Origin of the sequence: Photobacterium sp. GB-210 (assembly GCF_003026075.1) — a bacterium.
In the GTDB taxonomy this organism is placed as follows: domain Bacteria; phylum Pseudomonadota; class Gammaproteobacteria; order Enterobacterales; family Vibrionaceae; genus Photobacterium.
Window position 1 is genome coordinate 1 of sequence record NZ_PYNU01000020.1, and the last position, 25,130, is coordinate 25,130.

At 39.6% G+C, this 25,130-nt stretch carries 18 protein-coding genes; 8 read left to right on the forward strand and 10 right to left on the reverse strand.

Translation table 11 applies throughout. The features are described from left to right. The 5 genes from C9J38_RS17260 to C9J38_RS17280 all read left to right on the forward strand — a co-directional run. Positions 1–5,156 (forward strand): tandem-95 repeat protein (locus C9J38_RS17260; protein WP_146144070.1); only part of this gene is annotated, 5,156 nt, incomplete at its 5' end. Between the two features lie 64 nt (positions 5,157–5,220). Beyond that, complete coding sequence (locus tag C9J38_RS17265; protein WP_107208168.1) at positions 5,221–7,395, forward strand: type I secretion system permease/ATPase; 2,175 nt, start codon at positions 5,221–5,223, stop codon at positions 7,393–7,395. After that, complete coding sequence (locus C9J38_RS17270) at positions 7,388–8,770, forward strand: HlyD family type I secretion periplasmic adaptor subunit (RefSeq protein ID WP_107208169.1); 1,383 nt, start codon at positions 7,388–7,390, stop codon at positions 8,768–8,770. Before C9J38_RS17265 ends, C9J38_RS17270 begins: the two co-directional genes overlap by 8 nt. Positions 8,771–8,800: 30 nt before the next feature. Continuing rightward, complete coding sequence (locus tag C9J38_RS17275) at positions 8,801–10,171, forward strand: TolC family outer membrane protein (protein ID WP_107208170.1); 1,371 nt, start codon at positions 8,801–8,803, stop codon at positions 10,169–10,171. Then, positions 10,171–10,779: an OmpA family protein gene (locus C9J38_RS17280; RefSeq protein WP_107208171.1), complete on the forward strand. Its 609-nt coding sequence runs from the start codon at positions 10,171–10,173 to the stop codon at positions 10,777–10,779. Before C9J38_RS17275 ends, C9J38_RS17280 begins: the two co-directional genes overlap by 1 nt. A gap of 91 nt (positions 10,780–10,870) precedes the next feature. Here C9J38_RS17280 and C9J38_RS17285 read toward each other — a convergent pair whose 3' ends face one another. Then, positions 10,871–13,060 carry an LruC domain-containing protein gene (locus C9J38_RS17285; protein WP_107208172.1) on the reverse strand — a complete coding sequence of 730 codons (2,190 nt, stop codon included), beginning with the start codon at positions 13,058–13,060 and terminating at the stop codon, positions 10,871–10,873. 1,283 nt (positions 13,061–14,343) lie between these two features. Here C9J38_RS17285 and C9J38_RS17290 point away from each other — a divergent pair. Further along, a complete protein-coding gene (locus C9J38_RS17290; protein WP_233218521.1) occupies positions 14,344–14,517 on the forward strand; it encodes a hypothetical protein in 174 nt (57 codons plus the stop codon). 31 nt (positions 14,518–14,548) lie between these two features. Here the strand turns inward: C9J38_RS17290 and C9J38_RS17295 are convergent, their stop codons facing one another. From C9J38_RS17295 to C9J38_RS17310, 4 genes are all read right to left on the reverse strand, one after another. Continuing rightward, the gene (locus C9J38_RS17295; RefSeq protein ID WP_233218522.1) at positions 14,549–15,820 is read right to left on the reverse strand and encodes a GlyGly-CTERM sorting domain-containing protein; all 1,272 of its coding nucleotides are present in this window, start codon (positions 15,818–15,820) and stop codon (positions 14,549–14,551) included. A gap of 182 nt (positions 15,821–16,002) precedes the next feature. After that, the gene (locus tag C9J38_RS17300) at positions 16,003–17,307 is read right to left on the reverse strand and encodes an inosine/guanosine kinase (RefSeq protein WP_107208173.1); all 1,305 of its coding nucleotides are present in this window, start codon (positions 17,305–17,307) and stop codon (positions 16,003–16,005) included. A 297-nt stretch (positions 17,308–17,604) separates the two neighbouring features. Next, the gene (locus C9J38_RS17305) at positions 17,605–18,303 is read right to left on the reverse strand and encodes a DUF2786 domain-containing protein (protein WP_107208174.1); all 699 of its coding nucleotides are present in this window, start codon (positions 18,301–18,303) and stop codon (positions 17,605–17,607) included. A gap of 228 nt (positions 18,304–18,531) precedes the next feature. Next, positions 18,532–19,776 carry an NADH:ubiquinone reductase (Na(+)-transporting) subunit B gene (locus tag C9J38_RS17310; RefSeq protein WP_107208175.1) on the reverse strand — a complete coding sequence of 415 codons (1,245 nt, stop codon included), beginning with the start codon at positions 19,774–19,776 and terminating at the stop codon, positions 18,532–18,534. 207 nt (positions 19,777–19,983) lie between these two features. Here C9J38_RS17310 and C9J38_RS17315 point away from each other — a divergent pair, with 207 nt between their 5' ends. Beyond that, on the forward strand, positions 19,984–20,949 hold the full coding sequence (locus C9J38_RS17315) for a hypothetical protein (protein ID WP_107208176.1): 966 nt from the start codon (positions 19,984–19,986) through the stop codon (positions 20,947–20,949). A 174-nt stretch (positions 20,950–21,123) separates the two neighbouring features. Here the strand turns inward: C9J38_RS17315 and C9J38_RS17320 are convergent, their stop codons facing one another. From C9J38_RS17320 to C9J38_RS17330, 3 genes are all read right to left on the reverse strand, one after another. Next, positions 21,124–22,209, reverse strand: a complete 1,086-nt coding sequence (locus C9J38_RS17320) for a methyl-accepting chemotaxis protein (RefSeq protein ID WP_107208177.1) — start codon at positions 22,207–22,209, stop codon at positions 21,124–21,126. A gap of 286 nt (positions 22,210–22,495) precedes the next feature. Next, entirely contained in the window at positions 22,496–23,056 is a 561-nt protein-coding gene (locus C9J38_RS17325; RefSeq protein WP_370444647.1) for a CIA30 family protein, read from the reverse strand. A gap of 8 nt (positions 23,057–23,064) precedes the next feature. Next, the gene (locus tag C9J38_RS17330) at positions 23,065–23,337 is read right to left on the reverse strand and encodes a DUF3081 domain-containing protein (RefSeq protein ID WP_107208178.1); all 273 of its coding nucleotides are present in this window, start codon (positions 23,335–23,337) and stop codon (positions 23,065–23,067) included. A gap of 178 nt (positions 23,338–23,515) precedes the next feature. Here C9J38_RS17330 and C9J38_RS17335 point away from each other — a divergent pair, with 178 nt between their 5' ends. Further along, positions 23,516–23,830, forward strand: a complete 315-nt coding sequence (locus C9J38_RS17335; protein WP_107208179.1) for a heavy metal-binding domain-containing protein — start codon at positions 23,516–23,518, stop codon at positions 23,828–23,830. A gap of 120 nt (positions 23,831–23,950) precedes the next feature. Here the strand turns inward: C9J38_RS17335 and C9J38_RS17340 are convergent, their stop codons facing one another. Both C9J38_RS17340 and C9J38_RS17345 read right to left on the reverse strand, forming a co-directional pair. Continuing rightward, entirely contained in the window at positions 23,951–24,397 is a 447-nt protein-coding gene (locus C9J38_RS17340) for a DUF411 domain-containing protein (RefSeq protein ID WP_107208180.1), read from the reverse strand. Between the two features lie 81 nt (positions 24,398–24,478). Continuing rightward, positions 24,479–24,916 (reverse strand): hypothetical protein, encoded by a 438-nt coding sequence (locus tag C9J38_RS17345; RefSeq protein ID WP_107208181.1) that lies wholly within the window; start codon positions 24,914–24,916, stop codon positions 24,479–24,481. Positions 24,917–25,130: the final 214 nt, after the last annotated feature.

The following is a 25,130-nucleotide window of genomic DNA, read 5'->3' on the forward strand; positions in this document are numbered from 1 at the left end:
GTAAAGGTGGTACCGACACCATCACCGTGAATATCAAAGTTAATCCAATCAATGATGCGCCAGTATTGGTTGATGACAACAATAATCCACTGGGCAGTGACATTACCGTTACGACCGATGAAGAAGTCGCAGTGAGCGGTCAACTGTCTGCGGCAGATGCAGATGGTGATAGCTTAACCTTCACTTCATCGACGAATCCAACGAACGGTACAGTTACCGTCAACACTGATGGCACATGGACTTACACACCTAAGACTAATTTCCACGGTGATGATAGCTTTAAGGTTGAAGTCAGTGATGGTAAAGGTGGTACCGACACCATCACCGTGAATATCAAAGTTAATCCAATCAATGATGCGCCAGTATTGGTTGATGACAACAATAATCCACTGGGCAGTGACATTACCGTTACGACCGATGAAGAAGTGGCAGTGAGCGGCAAACTGACCGCGACCGATGTTGATGGTGATAGCTTAACCTTCACGCAAAGTTCTAATCCAACCAATGGCACAGTGACCGTCAATACGGATGGCACATGGACTTACACACCAAACAGTGACTTTAATGGTGATGATAGCTTTAAGGTTGAAGTCAGTGACGGCAACGGCGGCACTGACACCATCACAGTTAATGTGACCGTGAAGCCAATCAATGATGCGCCAGTACTGGTTGATGATAACAATGATCCACTGGGCAGTGACATTACTGTCACGACCGATGAAGAAGTCGCAGTGAGCGGTCAACTGTCTGCGACAGATGCGGATGGTGATAACTTAACGTTTACTTCATCGACGAATCCAACGAACGGTACAGTGACCGTCAACACTGATGGCACATGGACTTACACACCAAACAGTGACTTTAATGGTAGCGACAAATTTGATGTTATCGTCAGTGACGGCAACGGCGGCACCGACACCATCACTGTTAATGTGACCGTGAATCCAATCAATGATGCACCAGTATTGGTTGATTATAACAATGATCCATTAGGTAGTGATATTACCGTTACGACCGATGAAGAAGTGGCAGTGAGCGGTCAACTGTCCGCGACAGATGTTGATGGCGATAGCTTAACCTTCACGCAAAGTTCTAATCCGACCAATGGTCAAGTGACGGTCAACACTGATGGATCGTGGACTTACACTCCTAAAACTAATTTCCACGGTGAAGATAGCTTTAACGTTGAAGTCAGTGACGGCAACGGCGGCACCGACACCATCACCGTGAATATAAAAGTTAATCCAATCAATGATGCACCAGTATTGGTTGATGACAACAATGATCCATTAGGCAATGACATTACCGTTACGACTGATGAAGAAGTCGCAGTGAGCGGTCAACTGTCTGCGACAGATGTTGATGGTGATAGCTTAGCCTTCACGCAAAGTTCTAACCCGACCAATGGTCAAGTGACGGTTAACACTGACGGCACATGGACTTACACACCAAACAGCGACTTTAATGGTAAAGATAGCTTTAACGTTGAAGTCAGTGACGGCAAAGGTGGTACAGATACTATTACTGTTAATGTGACCGTGAATCCAATCAATGATGCACCAGTATTGGTTGATGATAACAATGATCCACTGGGCAGTGACATTACCGTTACGACAGATGAAGAAGTCGCCGTGAGCGGTCAACTGTCCGCGACCGATGCGGATGGTGATAGCTTAACCTTCACGCAAAGTTCTAACCCGACCAATGGTCAAGTGACGGTTAACACTGACGGTACGTGGACTTACACACCAAACAGTGACTTTAATGGTAGCGACAAATTTGATGTTATCGTCAGTGACGGCAACGGTGGTACCGACACCATCACTGTTAATGTGACCGTGAATCCAATCAATGATGCGCCAGTATTGGTTGACGGTAACAATGATCCATTAGGCAGTGACATTACCGTTACGACAGATGAAGAAGTCGCCGTGAGCGGTCAACTGTCTGCGACAGATGTTGACGGTGATAACTTAACCTTCACGCAAAGTTCTAACCCGACCAATGGTCAAGTGACGGTTAACACTGATGGATCGTGGACTTACACTCCTAAAACTAATTTCCACGGTGAAGATAGCTTTAACGTTGAAGTCAGTGACGGCAACGGCGGTACAGATACTATTACTGTTAATGTGACTGTGAATCCAGTCAATGATGCACCAGTATTGGTTGACGATAACAATGATCCTCTGGGTAGTGACATTACTGTCACGACTGATGAAGAAGTCGCCGTGAGCGGCAAACTGTCCGCGACCGATGCGGATGGTGATAGCTTAACCTTCACGCAAAGTTCTAACCCGACCAATGGTCAAGTGACGGTTAACACTGACGGTACGTGGACTTACACACCAAACAATGACTTTAACGGTGATGATAGCTTTAAGGTTGAAGTCAGTGACGGTAAAGGTGGTACTGACACCATCACCGTTAATGTCAAAGTTAATCCAATCAATGATGCACCAGTATTGGTTGACAGTAACAATAATCCACTGGGCAGTGACATTACCGTTACGACCGATGAAGAAGTATCTGTAAGCGGTAAACTGTCCGCGACAGATGTTGATGGTGATAGCTTAACCTTCACGCAAAGTTCTAACCCGACAAATGGTCAAGTGACGGTTAACACTGATGGCACGTGGACTTACACACCAAACAATGATTTTAATGGTAGCGACAAATTTGATGTTATCGTCAGTGATGGCAAAGGTGGCACCGATACGATCACTGTTAATGTGACCGTGAAGCCAATCAATGATGCACCAGTGATTGTTGATGATAACAATAATCCATTGGGCACAGATATTACCGTCACGACCGATGAAGAAGTAGCAGTGAGTGGTCAACTGTCAGCAACCGATGTTGATGGCGATAGCTTTACCTTCACGCAAAGTTCTAACCCGACCAATGGTCAAGTGACGGTTAACACTGATGGCACATGGACTTACACACCAAACAATGATTTTAATGGTAGCGACAAATTTGATGTTATCGTCAGTGACGGTAACGGTGGTACAGATACTATTACTGTAAATGTAACCGTGAATCCAGTCAATGATGCACCAGTATTGGTTGATGACAACAATGATCCATTAGGCAGTGACATTACCGTCACGACCGATGAAGAAGTCGCAGTGAGCGGTCAACTGTCAGCAACAGATGTTGATGGTGATAGCTTAACGTTCACTTCATCGACGAATCCAACGAACGGTACAGTTACCGTCAATACGGATGGTACGTGGACTTACACACCAAACAATGATTTTAACGGTGATGATAGCTTTAACGTTGAAGTCAGTGACGGCCAAGGTGGCACCGATACCATAACCGTGATTATCAAAGTTAATCCAATCAATGATGCGCCAGTATTGGTTGACGATAACAATGATCCTCTGGGCAGTGACATTACCGTCACTACCGATGAAGAAGTGGCAGTGAGCGGTCAACTGTCTGCGACAGATGCTGATGGTGATAGTTTAACGTTCACATCACTGACAAATCCAACGAACGGCACAGTTACCGTCAATACGGATGGTTCATGGGAATACACACCTAATACTAATTTTCATGGTGAAGATAGCTTTGACGTTGAAGTCAGTGACGGCAAAGGTGGCACTGATACCATCACTGTTAAACTAGACGTTGTTGCTATTGCAGATCCAATTCTTGTCACCGTGAATTTATTAGGTACTCCTGTTTACAATACTGGCGGTAAATATGAAGGTGGAAAGAACTATGTCGATTGGGAAACAGTTGTTAAAGAGTACGGTGATAAAGCAAGAACGTTAACACAGAAGGTTGATACTCCATATGAAAATACATTATCGACTGAAAGTTTAGCTTATAGAGGAATGGAGCTCAGCGATCATATTGTTATTCAATCAACTGGCGATAACATTTTGGTCGGTGAAGATGGGATTATAGGTAATTCAACGATTGATGGTAGCCCAATAACAGGTCTAGTTAACGACACATTAACTGCTGGTGCCGGTAATGATATTTTAATGGGTGAGCAAGGGGATGATTCACTATATGGTGCCGCAGGAGTTGATACAGCAGTATATGCTGGAAATTTCTCTGATTACGATATTACTAAACCTGTCGAAACCTCAGGATCATCGATATTTTTTGAAGTAACAGATAAACGAGTAACAAGTGGCGAAAATGTATATGCACGAGAAGGCTCAGATGATCTCTACGACATTGAACGCCTTCAATTTGCTGATGGCACATACTACTGGGATGGTGATAGCTGGATCAAAGAGCAACCAACTTACACGTATACGTTAGATATTAACGTTATGCTAACGGATACAGATGGTAGCGAGTCAATTAGCCAAATATTATTGTCAGGATTACCTAAAGATACCAAAGTAATTAGCGCGGATGGTACAACCGTTCTCGGTATTGCCAATGCTGCTGGTGAGATTGAACTAACGGGATTATGGCAAAACACGGATACGCAAGTTTCACTTCCTGGTTTACAAATTACCGTACCAGCAGAATCAGCAGATTCAATTGAGTTAACGGTAACGGCTACTGGTAAAGAAAATAGTAGTAGCAGTGAAAATTCTGGCTCTGATAGCGTGTTATTTGATAATAACATTGTCAATGGCTCGGATGTTGATAATGACCTTGTCGGTAGTACCGGTATCGATATTCTTAATGGCTTGCTAGGTAATGATAAACTTTCGAGTGGTGAGGGTAACGATACATTAAATGGCGGTGAGGGCGATGATCTTCTAATTGGTGGTCAAGGCAATGATCTTCTTAATGGCGGGATCGGTGCTGATACATTTACTTGGAGTAAAAGTGAGTCTATTAGCGATATAGATACCATTCGAGATTTTGATTTAGCGGAAGATAAATTAAACCTCAGCGATTTATTAAAAGATGCAACCGCAGAAACGTTAGATGACTTCTTATCGATTAGTCAAAATAATGATGATAGCGTTATTACTATCAAAACTGGGAATGATAAGTCAGTAAACATTATTCTTGAAGATATCGATTCAAACAGCTTGAAAGATAAGCTTGGTGTTATCACCAATAACTTATTAAGTAATGATAATGGTGAAATCATTTTAAATACTCAGATGCTTGATAGTATTTCGATTGATAAGCCAATGACATTACCACCACAGCAAGATGATAATTAAATATGAATAGAGAAAATGGATATTCCTGTTCGTAGTAATAAAAAGTAACAAGGACGTATAATTCATGATATCCACAGCTGAAAATAAGCAGGAATATTGGAGTATTCCTGCTTCATTAAAAACAACGGATGATCCATTATTGGATAGTCTTGTTATTTTGTCTGAATATTATGGAAACCCTTGTTCTGGAGATGCGTTAATTGCAGGGCTTCCTCTTGAAAGTGCTTTAGTCACGCCTGATATATTTCCTCAGGCAGCAGCAAGAGCAGGTTTAACCGCAAAATTATTACGTAAATTGTTGTCAGATATAACGCCGCTTGTTTTGCCTTGTGTTTTACTTTTAAAAGATAAGCAAGCATGTATTTTAAGGGAAATAGATCAAGTAAATAACCTTGCTGTGATTCAGTTTTCTGATAATGGCGGTGAATCTGAAATTTCATTAGAAGAGTTAGAAAGTTGCTATACGGGGTATTGCTTCTTTATTAAGAAGCAATACCGAGGTGACCAGAGTGTTGATGTTCATCAACATGTTAGTTACGGTCACTGGTTATGGAATATGATTAAAGAAGCCAGTCCTATTTATCGAGACGTATTAATTGCTTCGATATTAGTGAATGTTTTTGCTTTAATCTCTCCCTTATTTATGATGAATGTGTACGATAAAATTGTACCTAATTTAGCATTTGAATCATTATGGGTTTTAGCCAGCGGTGCTGTCGTTGCTTTTATATTTGATTTTTTAATGCGTCATATTAGAGGGTATTTAATCGATTTAGCTGGGAAGAAAATTGATATTGTTGTTTCATCTCGTTTATTTGAAAAAGTGATTGGAATTCCATTATCAAAACGTCCATCTTCAGTTGGTGGAATGGCAAAACAATTAGGTGAATTTGATAATATTCGTGACATGTTGACGTCAGCAACGATAACGACATTAATTGATTTACCTTTTGCTTTATTATTTTTATTAGTTATTTATTTTGTTGCTGGCGACCTTGCTGTTATTCCATTAATTGCAGGCTTATTAATTATTGGTTATACATTACTGGTTCAACCTAAATTAAAAATAGCCGTTGAGGAGTCTAATAAGTTTTCAGCGTTAAAACATGGACATTTAATTGAAAGTTTAACGGCGATAGAGGCGATTAAATCAAATAGTGCAGAAGGGATGATACAACGGCACTGGCAACAGATGATCGCACATACTGCTAATTGGCAGTTAAAAGTTAAAAAAATCTCTAACTCTGTTTCGTATTTTGCCACCTTTATTACTCAGTTAACGGCTATTGGTGTTGTGGTTTTAGGCGTTTATCGTGTATCAACGGTCAATATATCCATGGGTGGGATTATCGCTGCTGTCATGCTATCAAGCCGTGTTGTTTCTCCTATGGCTCAGTTAGCAAATTTATTAACAAGAGCCAATCAAACGTCAAGTTCTCTGCGTCAATTAGATCAACTGATGCAAGAAGAAAGTGAATTTGAAGACAAAGCACATTTGATCAGTCGCCATAGAATGAAAGGAGCTATTAAGGCAGAAAATGTCCAATTTTCGTATCCGAATCAGAAAAAATGCACGATTGACTCTGCGAACTTTTCAATTAAACCGGGTGAGAAAATCGCGATTCTTGGTAAAAATGGTTCAGGTAAAACGTCATTAGCGAAGTTATTAGCGGGGCTATATTGCCCAACAGAAGGAAGTTTACGCTTTGATGGCATTGATCGTGAACAAATTCACCCCGCAGATTTGCGAAGAAATATTGGTTACATGCCACAAGATATCACGCTTATTCATGGCACTATTCGTGACAATATTATGTTTGGAACGAGACAAGTCACTGAACATCAGTTGTTGCGTGCAATTCAACTCTCAGGTGTTAGCAGCTTTACGGATAGCGATTCAGAAGGTTTAGATAAACAAGTTGGAGAGTTAGGAAACGCATTATCGAGAGGGCAGCGTCAAGCAGTCGCACTAGCTCAGGCGATATTAAATGATCCTCCAATTTTATTAATGGATGAGCCAACAGCAAGTATGGATGCACATGCAGAGAAGCGTTTTATGCATTCAATGAAGCATGTTGCCATAAATCGAACCTTGCTAATTATCACCCATAAAATGTCATTACTACCGCTTGTGGATCGCATTATCGTCGTTGATAACGGTAAGATCGTTTTAGATGATCAACGTGAAAAAGTATTGAAACAGTTACAGCAAGGTGTATCGGGAGGCCGGAATGAATAAGCCTTTTTCCGACCAAGATCAAGAGATGATGGATGATGTCTACAACGCGATGATGATTGATTCGCCAAGGAAGCATCGCTATATGGTATGGGCACTGTTTTTTATGTTGATATGTTTCTTTATTTGGGCTTTTTTTGCTCAATTGGAACTTGTCACTAGAGGCTCTGGTAAGGTTATTCCATCATCACAAGTACAAGTAATTCAAAGCTACGATGGCGGTCTGTTGCAAGCGCTATACGTGGAAGAAGGAATGACAGTTAAAAAAGGTCAACCCCTTGTACGTATTGATGATACTCGTTTTCGTTCTGATTTAGCTCAGCAAGAAGACGAAGAAGATAGCTTAAACACGAATATTGCCCGTTTTCGGCAAGAACTGAAAAGCATTGTAATTGATGACGATATTAAAGACTGGAAAGAACGGATTAAGATCAATATCGAGCCGCTTGTTTTCTCTCAAGAACTAGCACAAAAAGAGCCTGAACTCATCGCTCGCCAGCAGGATGAATATCAAGGGCGGTTAGAAGAACTTCAAAATCAATTAGCGATCCTTGCTCGTCAAATTGTTCAACAGCAACAGGAAAGTTACGCATTATCATCTCGAATTCGTACCCTGAAAAGTAGCTTAAAACTGATTAATAAAGAATTAGTAATGACAAAGCCTTTAGCGAAAAAGGGCATTGTCTCGGAAGTTGAACTGTTACAGTTAGAGCGCAAAGTCAATGAAACCAAAGGTGAACTTTCGGCACTTTATGCTGAACAACCGAAGGTAAAAGCCGCTTTAGATGAATCTATTTTAAAGCGACGTGAAGCCGTGTTGAATTATCAAAAAGATGTACGAGCTCAACTTAATGAAATGACAGCCAAACTTTCACGTTTAACCGAAGCGCAGGTTGGCTCGCAGGATAAAGTAGATAAAGCGATATTACATTCACCCGTAAATGGCACAATTAAAAGTATCAATATAACAACCATTGGTGGCGTGGTTAAACCTGGTGAAGCCATATTAGATATCGTACCAACGGAAGATAACTTATTAATTGAAGCAAAGATCCAGCCTAAAGATATTGCATTTTTACATCCTGGGTTACCGGCTGTTGTAAAAGTAACAGCGTATGACTTTACTCGTTATGGCGGGCTTGAAGGCTCTGTTGTGAATATTAGTGCAGATACCTCGCAAGATGAAGAGGGCAATAGTTATTACTTAGTAAAGGTTCGCACAACACACTCACATTTAATGAAATCAGATCAGACACCTTTGCCAATTATTCCCGGTATGTTGACATCTGTTGATGTAATTACAGGAAAAAGAACAGTTTTAGAATACATACTTAACCCGATTTTAAGAGCTAAGGAAATGGCGCTTAGAGAGCGCTAAACCATAAAAATAAGAGAAGGATATTCATTTATGCGTTATGGAATACGCGATTGTATTAAGAAGAGTTTGATTACAACAGCCATTGTTTCATCGTTATATCCAGTGTCAGCCATGAGCCAAACATTAGAGCAAGCTGTTGCGGTTACTTTAGATACTAACCCTCAGTTACAGCAGGCTTTAAGTCAATTTAAAGCACGAGAGGAGCAAGGTAATCAAGTGTTTGGTGACTATTTACCGACTGTTGATTTGACGGCGAGTTATGGTTTTAAGCAAAGCTCAACTCCTCAGAGTCGATTACAAACAGAAGATATGGTTGATTCAGAATCACCAGAAGTTGGAATTAGTATCCGACAAGTATTATTTAATGGCTTTTTAACAGGACATGAATTATCACGTTTAGATTTTGAAGCTAAAGCGGATCAACTAAAACTTTTTGCTACAGCGGAAGATATCGCGCTTTCGGTGGTAAAAGTCTACATCAATTACTTAGTAGAAGAGCAGATTGTTAAGTTAGCAGAAAACAATGTTGAAAAGCATCAGCTTTTGTTTGACCAAATAAAAGAGAAAACAGAATCTGGCTTAGGTTCAAGCGCTGATTTATCTCAAAGTAAAGGGCGTTTAGCACGTGCTAATTCTAATTTAATGTCAGCACAAAATAATCTCGCTGATGCACGAAGTGAATTTATTCGAGTGGTTAATGAATCGCCAGAGAATGTAATTGTGCCAATGGCCGATCAAGACAAACTTCCGTCATCATTAGAACAAGCGATTGAAATAGCACAAAAAAATAATCCTATATTGAAATCATCTAACAGTGATATTAATGCCGCGCGTTCAGAGAGAGAGGCTTTAAAATCTAACTATTATCCTGAAGTCACTTTGGAGCTTGGTGGTAAATGGTCAGATGAAAAGTTTGATTATGAAAATGCGCTTGAAGGGGAAGATAAAGAGTTACAGGCAGGGATTCAGTTACGTTATAACCTCTTTAATGGTGGCAAAGACACGTATCGAGTTCGTGAAGCCGCATATAGAATTGATGAAGCAAAAAGTGTTCATCAAAATACATCACGCGATGTAAGAGATGGAACAACACTCGCTTGGAATGCTAATACCTTTTTGGCTAAGCAACGAGACTTTATCCGTACACATGTTGAGGCTTCGAAAGAAACCCAATCAGCGTATGAGCAGCAATTTAAATTAGGCCAACGTTCATTATTAGACTTGTTAGATTCTGAAAACGAATTGTTTGAAGCGCGAAAAAGTTATTTACGTGCTGAGTTTGATGAGCTTGTTTCACAATACCGCATATTACATGCAACAGGGCAGCTAATCTCATCACTACGTGTAACAACGCCTGAGAACTGGAACAGTGAAGCAACTCGTCAAGGAGAGAGTGAATAATGAAAAAAAACATACTATTAAGTTCGTTAGTCATTATGTCTACAATGATTAGCGGTTGTGCTTCATCCGACGGTTCTGAATCACAAACAACGACACAGCAATACGATCTACGTGACTTAGATGGTGATGGCGTGATTGAAGCACGCGATCAATGCCCAAACAGTGTGCCAGGCTCATTTGTTAATAATGTTGGCTGTGGAAAAGAGAAAGAAATTTCTGAGCGTGTAGAGCTTAAATTAAATTTTGCTAATAATTCAGCCGTTATTAAACCCGTGTATCAGCGTGAAATAGAGGCCATTGCTAATTTTATGCATCAGTACCCTGACTCGTCTGTGACGATTGAAGGGCATTGTAGCAAGAGCGGTAGCTATGAGTTGAATATGGCACTGTCTCAGGCTCGTGCTGAAGCTGTGGTTGATATGTTGAAAGATACATTCTTTATTGACCCTAATCGTCTACAAGCAATAGGTTATGGTTACACCAAGCCTATTGATGATAGTGAAACAGAGATTGCTGCAGAGCGAAATAGACGTGTTATCGCAGCGGTATCAGGCACAGATAAAACAATTGATATGAAGTGGAATATTTATTCGGTAGATGATGAATAAGTGCCACAGATAAACAATTAACGAGCTACAGTAAAAGCCGACAGTGTGAAAGCACTGTCGGCTTTTTTATATTCATCACTTACGAATAGATTTACTCGAAGAGCTTAGTAATATCTGAGTTCGCACGAAGATACCAGTCCGTATTAGTACTACCGCCAGATACAGAGAAACTTTGAAGATCAGGGTAGGCTTCAAGTATGTTTATCCCTTCGCTAGGGTGATCCCATGTTCCATCAACTACGATAGCCCATGGAATACCGTTTGAAGTATGATAGGTATCACAGTTAATACCAGGGCAGTCGCTATCAACATAGGCAGAATCATCATGTTCAGTTGCAAAATAAGCAGTATTTGCCTTACTTGAAACGTCTGTATTTTTCAGATGAATCTCAATTGCACGGCCATCAGTTGCACGCGTACCTTCGCCATGATCAATACCTGGCGTACCAAATAGAAATGGGTTCAAAGGCATGCTGGGAACAGTCGATGATGCTAATGGCGTGATGAAAGGAATGCTTGCTTCAAATTGGAATAAATCAGCGGCATCGGAATTACACCCCGTCCATACTCTGTAAAAAGTTCCTAAGAATCCTGAACAGGTTGGGGTCGGTATTTCTGTAAGGAGATTATTTGAAATAATCGCAACCGCATCAGTTGTGCCCGATTCTAATATCTGTTTAGGGTGTAAGGTTGATCCATTAATCACTAACTTAGTTCTGTCCGCATCTACGGCAGAAACGGGAATACCATCAAATTTCACAGCGAAACCATTCGCAAAGTCTGCACCGTATGCTCTTAAATTTCCATATATATCATAGCGGAGAACATCACCCGCAGAGTTCGTTACTTTATCAACGCGGTAATATATAACGACATCATTAAAGTCGAAATCGCCTTCTTGCGGCCAGTCATCCTCATATGCCAATGTTACCCAAGAGCCTGAGGATGGGTACCAGTTATGGGTAACGGGTTGGGAATCAATCGTTACTTGGTGATCTTCTACTTCACCGTAAGAGGTCCCCCCATAAGATAATAAACCTGCATTTTTGGAAATACGAAAACGAGCCCATATTTGTCCAGTGGCTGCATCGTCAGGCACTCTAATTTTCAGAACATGACTTGCTGGTGTTGTTCCATCTCCAGCGGTTAATAACTCATCATCAATCGCATGTTCTGTTGCCTCATCAAATACACCATTATTATTCCAATCAAACCATGCATTGATAAAACCATTTGCTGAGCCACCAACAGTCACGTTAACTAAACCGTCAGAACCTTGTCTAAAGTTTGCCGGAAACGAAATACCGTCTTCATCAGCAACACTATTGGCATCATCTGAATTCGGTGAAACAAAAGCATCGCCTTCTGTATCAATGTTGGAACCAAAATAATAATTGACGCCTGAAATATTGTAGTGACGAGCGCCGTTAGTAGAAAGGGATGTTTTGTATGTATCAGGAGCATCACCAAAATCTGTATTTTCAGCCACTATGGCAGACGTTGAACACCTAGCGCCATCGTTCAACGTTGAAGTCGGACCATCAGAATAAAAAACGGCATTTGATGTAAAACTCGATAAATCACTTAAATCAATTCTATAAATGGCGCCATCATCGTTACGGCTTAGGTAGAGGAAACCATTTGAATCGAAATACTGCGCACCAAAACCACCGTTTTCTGGAACATTGATCCCACCAATTTCAACAAACGATGCACTATTGGGTGTAGTAAAGTTAGTTATTTCATAAAGCTTTTTATTGTCGCTATCAACAGTAAATAGTCGTCCAGAAGAATCGGGATGAAAAGCCATATCATGAAGGTTTAATGTGGCACTACTGGGTGTCATGACGAGAGTAACAGACAAAGTCGTTAGATCTATCTCGTACATACCTACACCCTGTCTGTAGATGTAATATTTATTGTTATAAACGTCACCAGTTGGATAGGGCATGGTGGTATCAATACCTGTGACAGGAATAGTTTCGAAGTCAAAAAGCTGATTTATACGGACAATTTCTTCATTATTTACGTCGTATCCATAAATATAACTGTCTGTGGCGTTAAATCCAACAGCATTGACTTGAGATGCCATCGTTTTCGATGGGCGATAAAAACCAGAAGATAAATCCATTTGGTACACTACAGTTGGATTACCTTGAAACAAAAAAGCATTACTAGGGCAGCCACCATTGTCAGTGAATGCATGCGGTATGATGCTGTAGGCCGAGGTTGAAACTAAGGCTAACGAGCATGCTAGTAAAGAGTGTTTTAAACACTTCATATCTTTGCCTCACTCAGTTAAAAATATTAATGGAAGTAATTGAGCCTTTCATCATTGAAAAATTTACAAGTATCAAGCCAATAAATATTTAAAAAAGCAGTCGGGTAATTATATGATTTATCTGTTAATTAAATTTTCGAATAATCTAGTTATGATCTAATAGGGTAAAGAAATCATAATGATTCTAATATTGAAAATATAAATTAGACATTAATGTATTCATATATATACTTCTAAGTACAAATGAAATATAAGAATTGTTTCATATTTAAATCATGTTCTCTATCATAAACGATTGCTTTGTTTGTCTAGTAAAAATACAGGAATGCACATTTAATAATTATATGATTTAAATTGCACTCTAATATAAAGTTTAGAATTGGTTAATAGAAGTATCAAGAAAGTAAGATAAAAAGAACGTAGAAAATTGTCGTATAACAGCTTCTTTTTCTAAACAATAACATCATCATCGTATGTGACTTTCAACTAATTGAAAGCATTCAGACTGTTCTGAAGAAAAAACGTTGTTGTAACATCATAAAAAGAAACTAAATATTATTTTTCTGTTGCGCGATCATTCATAGGCTTTCATCATTTATTAAATGGTTTCAATTGGTTGATTGGTTGATTGGTTGATTGGTTGATTGGTCGATTGATTGGTGTTTTTTATTTTTCCTCTCTTATTTATGTTGAACGAGCGCAATGTAAATAACAAACAAGCTATGGCGAGCTAAAGTTTAGGCATATCTACGCATCATCAATATTGGAATTGGCAAAGTTTTTAAAATAGTATTCGTAATTAATTTAAATTATTACCCCTAATATTTTGTTATCTCGGTTATAAAGGCTAAGTTTTTTATTAAATAAAACATTAAAATATAACTTTGATTACCAGTAGTAAAAAAGTTATATAAAATGTTAAAAAATTAGAAAATTTTTCATATGAAAGCACTGGTTAATATATTACTACTTAAAGTGATTAAATACAGGAAAGAAAAATCACCTGTGTTTATCTAGTTAAAGACGTTTTCTTAATTTTAAATAAAATAACGTGAAGTTCTATTAATTTTTCTACTGTCGGAACGCCATATCCAGTGTCTGATAAGCGTATATGTAATGCGATTTATAAGGGTTTATTAGCATTTATTAAAAATAGATGAAAGCAAATAGTATTGAAGCACTATTAAAATGCTTTCTTTGCCGCAAGCTTACTAGAAACCGAAGTGTTTGTATTAACAACATCGTTTACGACTTATTTAACTCGATTGATTTCAGAAGGGACAATGCGGTCAGTGGGGAAGCTGGTAAACCAAAATAAATCTCAGTTGATTGTTGAAGCGGCGGTTTATGATGCCGAAAATAGAGAAATAGGGCGAGGTAGTGGCGTCTTTGTGCATAGTAAACAGCAACTTGTTGATGTCAATGGTTATGGTCTATACGTGGCAAGCCGTTCCTAATGGTTAGGAACGGCTTGTTGTAATTAAAAAATTAATTACGACGTCTGAAGAGCAATAGTGCAAGGCCAAATAGACTCAATAGACCTGTGCTACCGCCGCCACCGCCGTCATTTCCATTATCTGGTGCTGGTGTCGGTGTTGGTTCTGGCTCTTTGTCTTTCGCACAACTAGCTAGCGTGTCTTCAGGCGTTTTAACGGTTAAATCGAGTTGGTTAGATGAGCCAAGTTTCTCTCCCCATCGTGTACCAAGTTTTAACGTTCTTTCACCATCATCACAAATCGCATCAGTAGGTGCTGGATTGACAAGTTGTAGAGATACCGTTTTTGTGGTTTCGTTCGGTGCAAACTCAACACGTTTTGCCAGCTCTTGATAATCGGTTGCTGGCACAGCGGTGACCGCATCGGAGTAAACTTCAATCGAAGCAGCTTGAGACAAGTCACCATCACGTGTCACCGTGATAACTTTCTCAAATTCTGACGATTGGTTTTCATCCAGAGCAATAGTGACGTTACCAATTTTTTCTAAAGGTGGTACTTGCGCCCATCTTGCGTATTCAATATCACTAATTGTTTCGAGTAATACTTTCGCATTGTTCGCGGTTACTGTACCACACGCTTCGCCACCTCTTGTTACGTTGGGGTCCGAATAGAACTCATTCAAATCAAACTGATTGTAATTGAGGTCGGCACTCATGATGGTCGGTTTTCCGCTACAGAGCCATGCGTAGTTGTCATCTTCAAAATGTGATTGTGTGTGCTCGTACTCATGACCTAGACGGTCAACGTGTCCCCATTCGTGCGCTAGCAACGTTGGTAGTGAGCAGGCTTCGTTAAATACGCTGACGGTGTGGTAACTGGTTTGCACACCACACTGACGGTCAGCAAGGTTACTGTTGATTACAAGTGAGACGACTGAAGCACCGTATTTGCGGCGTATCTCATCAAAATCACCAAATGAAAAACTATCCGCAACTTCTGCCACATTATCGCCTTCCAATTTCATAGGAATGGCGGCAACAATGTTACGGCGGTATTCGATGTTGTTGATGTCGTGAGCTTTATTCGCAATGGCGGTTTGCTGCATCAAATATCGATTTAACTGCTCAGGTTTGATGCTTGGATCGTAAATAACAAGAATGTTACTCAGTGGGCCGTCGTAACCATTTTCAACTTGGGCGTTGTAATTTTGGATTTCATAATTCGGCCAATTTTCAGGAAGATTGTTTGCTGAGAATGGTTGCATTCCTGCGAATGTGGGGGCACTTAATAAAGCCGATAACGACACGATTAATATTTTATTCATTGTTTTCCTTAACAATATAGACTGCAACTTTATAAAGTAATCGAAAAATTCAAGCCTAATTAACAAAATATTAACTTTCAATGAAGTGGCAAAATTTTGCGATGCACTTATCACATTGAGTTAAATACAAATAACAAAAAAGGAGCTAATTAGCCCCTTTTTTAAACTATTACAAATTGGAATTAACGTTCCCAGTATGCTTCTTCTAAACAGTCTTCACGCTCTGGTAGGCCATGAGATAGGCGAGGTGCGTGTTGGATCAATACTTCATAACTAACACGGTTAGAGTACTGGCAAATCTGAGAGAAAGACGAATACGACAAGAAATTCGCAGTGTGTTTCGCAGAATTAGGTACATTAACCTTATGGAAACGGTTAGCAGACATATCGTGTAGAAGTGCAGAAAGCGCAGCATCACCCGCACCGTTTGTGTTTTTGATCTCAACAGGGCCACCAAGGTAAGGGGCAATGTGAGAGTAAACACGAATTGGGTTTTCACATGCACTTTTTGCCATTGGGCGGCTGAATTCGTATTTATTGAATTCTGGGATCTTACCCGGCAGAAGCGGCAGTGATGATTCACGCTTTAATGAATCTTCGGTGTAACCCGCCATGTATAAACCCGCAGGACCGGCAGTACACAAAACCATATCAACCCAATCAAGTGCTTTATCGGCAGCCGTCAGTGGATCTGTTTCACCGGTTAGTGCTTCAGCTTCTTCTTCGTTCATCGCAACACAGGTGACGTGCTCTTTTAGAAACTCAATCCACCATTCGCGCTTATCTTCGATAACGTATTTAGTCCCCATCGTCAGTACGACTGGCACATTATACTTTTTCGCGTATTCGATAGCTTTCAGTGCCGCATCTTTCATTGGATCTGTTGGCTTACCACGAACAAGGTAAGTTGATAGCACCAATGCAGAGGCTTTTTTGAATGCAGATTCAGGAATACTCTCTGGACGAAGTTGGTTCATTTGACCTTCGTTAATCGCGAAAGTACGTTCACCATCTTCACTAATAAGCGTGTAACAACGACCGATAGGGCCATTTACAGGCTGCAGGTAATCTAAATCCATACGGCTAGAGGTGTTACATAAATAGCGGTAGGCGTATGAACCGATTTTTAGATCTTGGCTCATTACACCAAGCAGAATTGACTTATCATCAGCTAATACAGAGTAGTTGTGCAATGTATTACCAATGGTATCGCCAGGGTATTCGTGGCTGATAAGCTTACGATCTTTTAATTCTTTATAAAGCAGTTCAGCTTTATCTTCATCAAGAACGACAGATTGTCCCTTAGTAAGAGCATGTCTGGCTAAGAAGTCATCGTCAACGCGAGCTTCAATATCAACTATGGTTTGACCAACACCAATTAGATGTGATTTTGCTAATGGATTGTCTTGTTGAATTTGAACAATTAATGGATCGCGGGCATTGACAGGAAAGTAATGTTTTGACTTGCGTTGACCAGGAAATTTCATGTCTTGATGGCTATGGAATTAAGGGATTTTGATTTATTCTAACATAAAAACGCGACTGGAATCTCATTTCTTTGAAATATCGTGTTTATAGTTGTTCTTTTGCTGTTTTTTTAAACGAGTCAAATAAAGTTAGATAAAAAGAGGCTAATAACTATGCTTTTAAGCTATTTATCAGCGATGTACATCGATTTGTGATAGGCGTGAAATGGTAGCTATATTAGCGATTATGGTAATTTATAAATTAAAAAGTTATAAAAAAAGCCACATTAGCAGCTTTTTTACGAGAAAAGGATAGAATCAGTTAAGTCTTTTTAATTCTTCTTGTGCTGATTTACCACCGACAGGGCGGCTAACCGAAATGGAACGGCCTTTTTTCATCCCTTTTTCATAATCATCGGTGAGTGCTTTCATTGCTTCCTGTAGCTGTTTTTTAAACGTTTCACGATCAAGGTTTTCAAATTGTTTATCAATGTAGTTCGCCATACGTTGATCATGGTCATCGTCTGTCGTTAACTCCGGCAGTTTTTCCAATGCACCTTCAAGCCAACCTGCTAGGAAAGAGTTTACACGTCGTGTGACTTCCTGTGTGCTAGTGCCAGAACCGGCAAAACTATTTCTAAATTGTCCCGTTTGTTGGTTCATTTCACGATATACAACATCAAAAGCAAAAGCGGCGAAAATTGCGCGCTCAGCCATACCGATGAATTCCGCTTTTTTTAAACCTTTATAATTAGTTAGTACACATTCCACGCCAAATCGACGGTTAATACCACGGATTATTTTTAATATCTGTGCGCTTATATCAGTTGGGAGTAAGGTTTGAGATTTTGTTTTGCCCATTTTGATGAATTCAATATCGTCTTTCTCAAGACCATATTTGAGCATGAGGCGATGGGCCATACGAATAGCTTGCGCGGCTTCATTAACGTTAGCCGAGTTACCTAACTCAAGGCATTTTGCTATTTTCTTTAGCGCCTTTCGCTTTTGTTCAGACATTCAACATACTCACGATTTAAAACAGGGCACGTATTTTACCGCTTTAGTTGCTATTACATCAAGCGTAACGGCTATTAATAACGACAATTAATACTAAGAACCTAATCTTTATCATAACAACATACTGTAACGATAATTTCTGTTGATATATTTTTCTTATTATCTGATTACACGAAACGAAAGATTATCGTGTAATCAGATAGTTGATAAGGGTATCAGTGAAGGTATCTATTTTAATGCCGCCCGTTTAGCACGGCGTTTAATATTTCCTGTTTTGGTCATAAAATCGAACAGTGGCGCAAACAAGTTGGCAAATAAAATAGCGAGCATGATACCTTCGGGATAAGCAGGATTTAGCACGCGAATGAATATGGTCATCACACCAATTAAAATGCCGTATGCCCATTTCCCTTTATTGGTAAATGCGGCAGAAACTGGATCGGTTGCCATAAAGAAAGTACCAAAAGCGACACCTCCAATAACAAAGTGCCAATAGAAGGGCATTGAGAACATGTAATTAGTATTTGAACCAATGGTGTTAAGTAGTAAGGAACTCCCTGCGAGGCCGATGAAAACACCTAGTACAATTCGCCACGATGCGATTCGCATAAAGATTAAGATGACGCCTGTTAGCGCGATAAATAGGGTTGAGACTTCCCCCATTGAACCGGGAATATTACCAATGAAAGCATCAAACCATGAGATAGGTTGCCCCGTCATATTATTCGTCAGTGCATTTTGTCCACCTTCATACCACTGACTGAGTGGTGTCGCCCCTGAATAACCATCTGCTGCAACCCAAACAGCGCCTCCAGACATATTTGCAGGGTAGGCGAAGTATAAAAAAGCACGACCAGCGAGTGCTGGATTTAAGAAGTTTCGACCCGTACCACCAAAGATCTCTTTTGCGACAACAATACCAAAGGTAATACCTAGCGCCGCTTGCCAAAGTGGAATAGTCGGAGGAAGAATAAGCGCAAATAAAATTGAGGTGACGAAGAAGCCTTCATTCACTTCATGCCGCCGAATAATGGCAAACAATACTTCCCAGAATCCACCAACAATAAATACAGTCAGGTAAACAGGGAAAAAGTAGCTAGCACCAACTAAGAGATCGCTGATCCAACTTGAATGCTGAACGGCGTCAAGAGAACCCCATATCCAGCTAAGTCGCCATGAGGAATCCAATGCTTGTTGCGCCGCTGTCGCATCAAGTCCATATAATAACGCATGACTAGATTGTTGCCCTATGTTGTACATACCCCAAATCATGGCGGGAAAAACAGCTAACCAAACCATGATCATAATGCGTTTTAAATCAATGCTATCTCTAACATGAGTAATACCTTTGTTGACCTGTCCAGGGGTATAGAAAATAGTTTCAACCGCCTCAAACAAGGGATAAAAGGTTTGGTATTGTCCACCAGGTTTGAACTTTGGTGATAGCTTATCTAAATAACGTTTAAGACTCATAACACACCCTCCTATGATGTATTACGAGCGATCGCTAAAATAGATCGCTTTTTGAGCAAGTAAACGCCTTTCTTTATATCTAACACCTCTATATCTAATGAAAGATAAAATCAGATTAGCCATAAACAGCGACTTTAAGTATAAATAGCCATACAAGGTTGAGATCATGTCAACTTCAACGATTACCACAACAATGAGTACTCCCATATGACGACCGATTATGTGTCGATTGATGTGCCTTTTGAGTTTCGTCATACCTGTTGGTTTTGTGGCGAACCTTATTATGAAAGCCATGCGTTTATGGCAAAGCCTAATTATGATGGCCAATCTGCACCTATCATGGTGCCTTGTTGCCAAGAGTGCTTTGGTTTTACGAAAGAAATTAAAGCAAGTGGCCTTGATATTTTACGCGATAAAGTAAAAGAGAAACTGCATAAGAAGTATCAAAAGCATTTACAGATTGGTGTTAATTGGACTAAGCAAGAGCTTGAAGAGTGTGAATTTGAAGGCAAAGCACTTGAAGGTTTTCGTGAAAGCGCATGGGCAATGTTTGAAATTGCCAAAGAGCGAGTCAATTACCGTGGATGGGCGGTAAGTATTGATGGTATTCCTGTTGAAGGGCTAACAACAGCGTTCCAGTTTGAATTTGATGGCATTGTATATACAAGTTTAAATCATGCCGTGATCCAGCTGGCGACGGCATATGCGATCCCACAACCCTATTTGGAACAGGTCATTGAGTTAGTCGGACGCGATAAAATGGCGTATGCCTTACGTTTTTGTAAAACAAGCTACGGTTATTCAAGTGCTGAAATTGCGGCAAGTTTAGCGAGTTTACGAGCATTGTTAGCGGAAGAAAAAGCCAACAAGCAGATTGAATCTAGCAGTACTTGTTGTAAAAACAAAAAAGTCGCTATTTCGGAGATCAAAGAGCTGATCTTACATCGAACGATGATTTCACCTTATGCCATTCAATGGGCGCTAGAGCATGGTGCAACCACCTTGCAATTATTAGCAGAACAAGAAGAGGCGTTTTTTGAGCATTTTAATAAAGAATCTGAATTAACAGCCTTTACGTATTTTAATGGCTTACAGATTTACCTTGAGCAGCGAGAGATTGATCCTGAGTGGGTCGTTAATTCTGATCCAAATAAGCAGCTATTTGAATCTTAACTGAGTAAATGATTTCCCATCAAAGTGCTGTAATGGTGAGAGGGCATTGTTGCGCTCTTAAACCTATCTGAACAACGGTGTATAGCATGTAAAAAAACTATACACCGTTTATATTTGAGGTAATCTTTAGCACTCGATATAAACACAAGAGTGCAATTAAAATAACCTAATCAACTAGCTTTGTGTTATTTCGTGCATTAAATTGTCGATTTGGAGAACTACTTTTTTACTTGCTTCTTCCATAGCGTTTATTGCCGTTACTACTTCTGACATATTGCCCGATTTCGCTTGGCTCATCGCTTCACGCCCCATTTCATGAACCGCTTTATGAGGCTCTTCCATTAATGCATAGCTTCTTAAATGGCTAAATGCTTTACCTTCACCATGGTAATACCATTGACCTAAACGACACTCCGAGTGGCTATTAATAACTTCATTAAATGCACCACGCTGCAGGAAGCTGTAAATATTATTTTTCCAGATGGCATGATCAAGTTTTACCGTATCTAAAAAAGCACGCGTTGATGCAATATGAATAACACGCTGCATATGTTCAGATTGGCCAACCACTTCATTAACAATGGTACCGATTTGAGCAGAAGAAGCTGATACTTCTTCAGCACAGGACTGGTTTTCATCAATCGATGATTTTATCTCATTCACTTGCGTAAGTACTTGGCTAACAAGAGTGTCAATCTGCTCGCTGGCTTCGCTTGCTTTGCCTGCTAAATTTCTAACTTCATCGGCTACAACCGCAAAACCACGCCCAGCTTCACCCGCACGAGCAGCTTCAATAGCGGCATTGAGCGCTAACAAATTCGTTTGGTCAGAAATTTCTTTAATCGTTGATACAAGGTGAGAAATAGAAGTGGCGGTGGTATCGAGTATTTTTACAGAGTCTGTACTTTGAGTGGCCTGAGAGCTGATGTTAACCGCACGAGTATCAAGGCGTGAAAGTGCCTGATGGGTTTGTGCAAACATTTCGTCTAGTTGTTGTAGCTGATGGTTTTCGTGTTCCATAGATTGAGCACTTTCAACCATCTCATTACGGATCGTTGTAAGCATGTCGCCACCTTTTAAACTGCACGACAATAACTCATCACTTTTATGGTTATCCTGCTTAGCCGATTGAACTAATTGTTGAGTTTGTTGAAGTTTTTCTTCTAAGGCGGTGATATCAGCTTGATACTTTTCTTTAAGGTCTGCTAACTCTTGCTTTAGCGCTTTATTTTCTGTTTCTATTCGTTTTCGTCCAAACATTGTTATCAAACCTTTATTTATACAGCCGTGAAATACAATCGATCTTCCATAGTGAAAGTAATACTGAGTATTAATAATATTATCTGAGAAATACGGCTCTTATACCGTGACTTATTACAAATATTTAAAGATTGTGAATAAAAAACGAAATGATAAGTTGTTAACCCGTTAATAATCAAATAAGTGGTTGTAAAGGCTTTATAAGTAGAACAAGTGAAACATCTTCATAAACCATTTAGCGAAGACTGGCTAATAAAATCCCTATATTATTATGTGTTAGTGAGTTTTATTTAAAATTAAGAAATTCAATACTCTGAACTTTCAAGACGAAAGGGAGTGGCGTTTTATCAGCAATTAAAAAGCCAATTTGTTTGATATCTTGTGCGACAAGTTCGGGCGCGCCACTCAGTAACCTTCCTCTAAACACAGCTTTAAAGTCATTAAAGTTAAAAGTTTTGCTTTGTTGTTGCCCTTTAATCGTTTCGAATTCATGTTTGTAGTTAATAGGGTAACCATCTTTCCTCGTCGTAAACCGTAATTGATATGTTCTACCATCACCAATATAAGTCAGATTCACAGCGTTAATGTTATTAGTTAATGGTTCTACTGTTCTATTTACCGAGCTAAATCCGCCATTGTTAGCTAATGATAGCTCACCAGTAAATTGACTTACGCTGCCATCATAGGTGAATTGCCCAGTAGAAATACCACCCATCACGTTGTCGTTTACGGCAGACCAACGTTCGTATTCTTTCGGACTGGTAAAATCCATCATTTTTAATTCTGAACTCCATGCTTTACAAGAAATAATCGTGGCGATAGTGATGATAATAGATAATAAATTCATACTAACACCTATTTGACCGTTTGCGTGTTATTGGCAATCAGTGATAAACAACGCTTAGTGAAGTCTACATAGTTTGCATGTTTCTCGTATTCAACTTTTAGCGAACCATGAAACATCAATGTGACCGTTACATCTCGATAATTTAGCCAGCAGGTGTAACCGTCATAGTCATGCCATGCGTATATATCTTCCAACAAGTATTTGCTATCTAGGGGGGTACCGATTGAGCGAATATGATCAAATACTCTAAGAAATTCTTTAATAGTAAGTTGACTTTCCATTTATCACTCCAACAATGTAGATATTAACTGAGTGTAGTTATCTTATTAAAAGAGTTACGATTTAATCATATGCATTGATCACCTAATGCATCATTACCATTTTAATAACATATGAGTGAGGGTGTTATTGTGATAGGTTCTCATTTATCACTGTTTCTAACGCAACGGCAGAGGCCATATGATTTACACAACAACGGAAACAATATCTGGACGTGAAATAGAGTCCTTGCTGGGCGTGGTCACTGGAAGTGTTGTTCAGTCAAAACATGTCGGCAGAGATATTATGGCAAGCTTAAAGAGCATTGTGGGTGGCGAATTGAAAGGGTATACAGAAATGCTAATGGAAGCACGCGCGCTTGCGACAGAGCGTCTAATTGCAGAAGCTGATAAACTTGGTGCTGATGCTATTGTTGGCGTGAGATATACCACTAGCTCTGTCACTGATGCCGCATCTGAAATTATGGCTTTTGGTACAGCCGTTAAATTAAAATAGTGTTATCTGTTGTGATGCAGTAATTCATTTGAATCTTACGGTAAGAATGTATAGTTTCTGTATGCGATACATTAAAAAGCCCGTCACAAGTACGGGCTTTTCATGCATCGCTAAAATCGATTACTGGTTGTGGCGTGACCAAACCATGGTGTTGCCATCCTTATCAAATGCTAACACGTCATAGGCGTCTTTTTGATCGCCATATTCCATACCAGGTGAACCCATTGGCATACCACCTACAGCAAGGCCAATCATACGCTCAGGCTTACTTTCTAAGAAACGCTTAATTTCAGTTGCTGGAATATGTCCTTCAAAAGTGTAACCTTCAATTTGTGCAGTGTGGCATGACGCATATTCAGGACGTAAACCTAATTTAATTTTAATAGGCGTTAAGTTTTCTTCGTACACCATATCTAATTTAAAGCCATTGTCTTCCATGTGCTTAACCCATTCTTTACAACAACCACAGTAAGGTGACTGGTAGTTAGTGCCAGTAATAGGTGTACTTGCTTGAGCCAATGAGGTAACAAATAAGCATGTAGCAGCAAAGATATGTGAAATTTTCATCTGTAAGTCCTTCAAGTTGCGCGAATATTGTCGCGCTAAATAACAAAATAAAGTGGTGGCAAATGCCGATTAGTTATTTCGTTAAACGAGAGGAGGCCTTAGTTGTGCTTCACTAAAATAAATAGGTGCGTGTGTTTGACTTGCATATAATTGCACGTCATTAACAACTGCAGAAAACGCAAACAAAGTTAACAGTGCTGCTTGTGTTTGTTTGCTCTTGCAATCATCGTCATTACAGCATGATGATTTTTCTTTAACAGTATCGTTGTGAGCCAGTGATATATCATCGATATCGCTCATTCCACAAGAGGAAAGCGTCGTGATGTTCGTTGACAACATAGGCATATCTTCATCGCAGCATTGATCTGGATGGACTGCTTCTTTTAATGGTGTTGTCATTTGAAGGCAGTGTGTTTGAGGTATTTGATCAAAGCTAATGGTGCGTGCAATCACAGCGTTAGTAAAAACACTGAAAATGATAAAGAGTGTGAGGATTGAATGACGACACAACGTGATCATATAAAAGCAGCATTCCTTACATAACATTAGCTTATAAATATTAATTATTAACAAGTATATATGAACATCATGTAAGTACAATAACGAGGTTGTAACGAGCTGTGTTATCGAAGCAGAGCTTAACGCGGTTTTGACATTAATACCTAGTAATTAGGCGTAAACTATTCTAACTAGAGGAAATGACTCTATTTTAAAATAAAAATGCGCTGTTAGG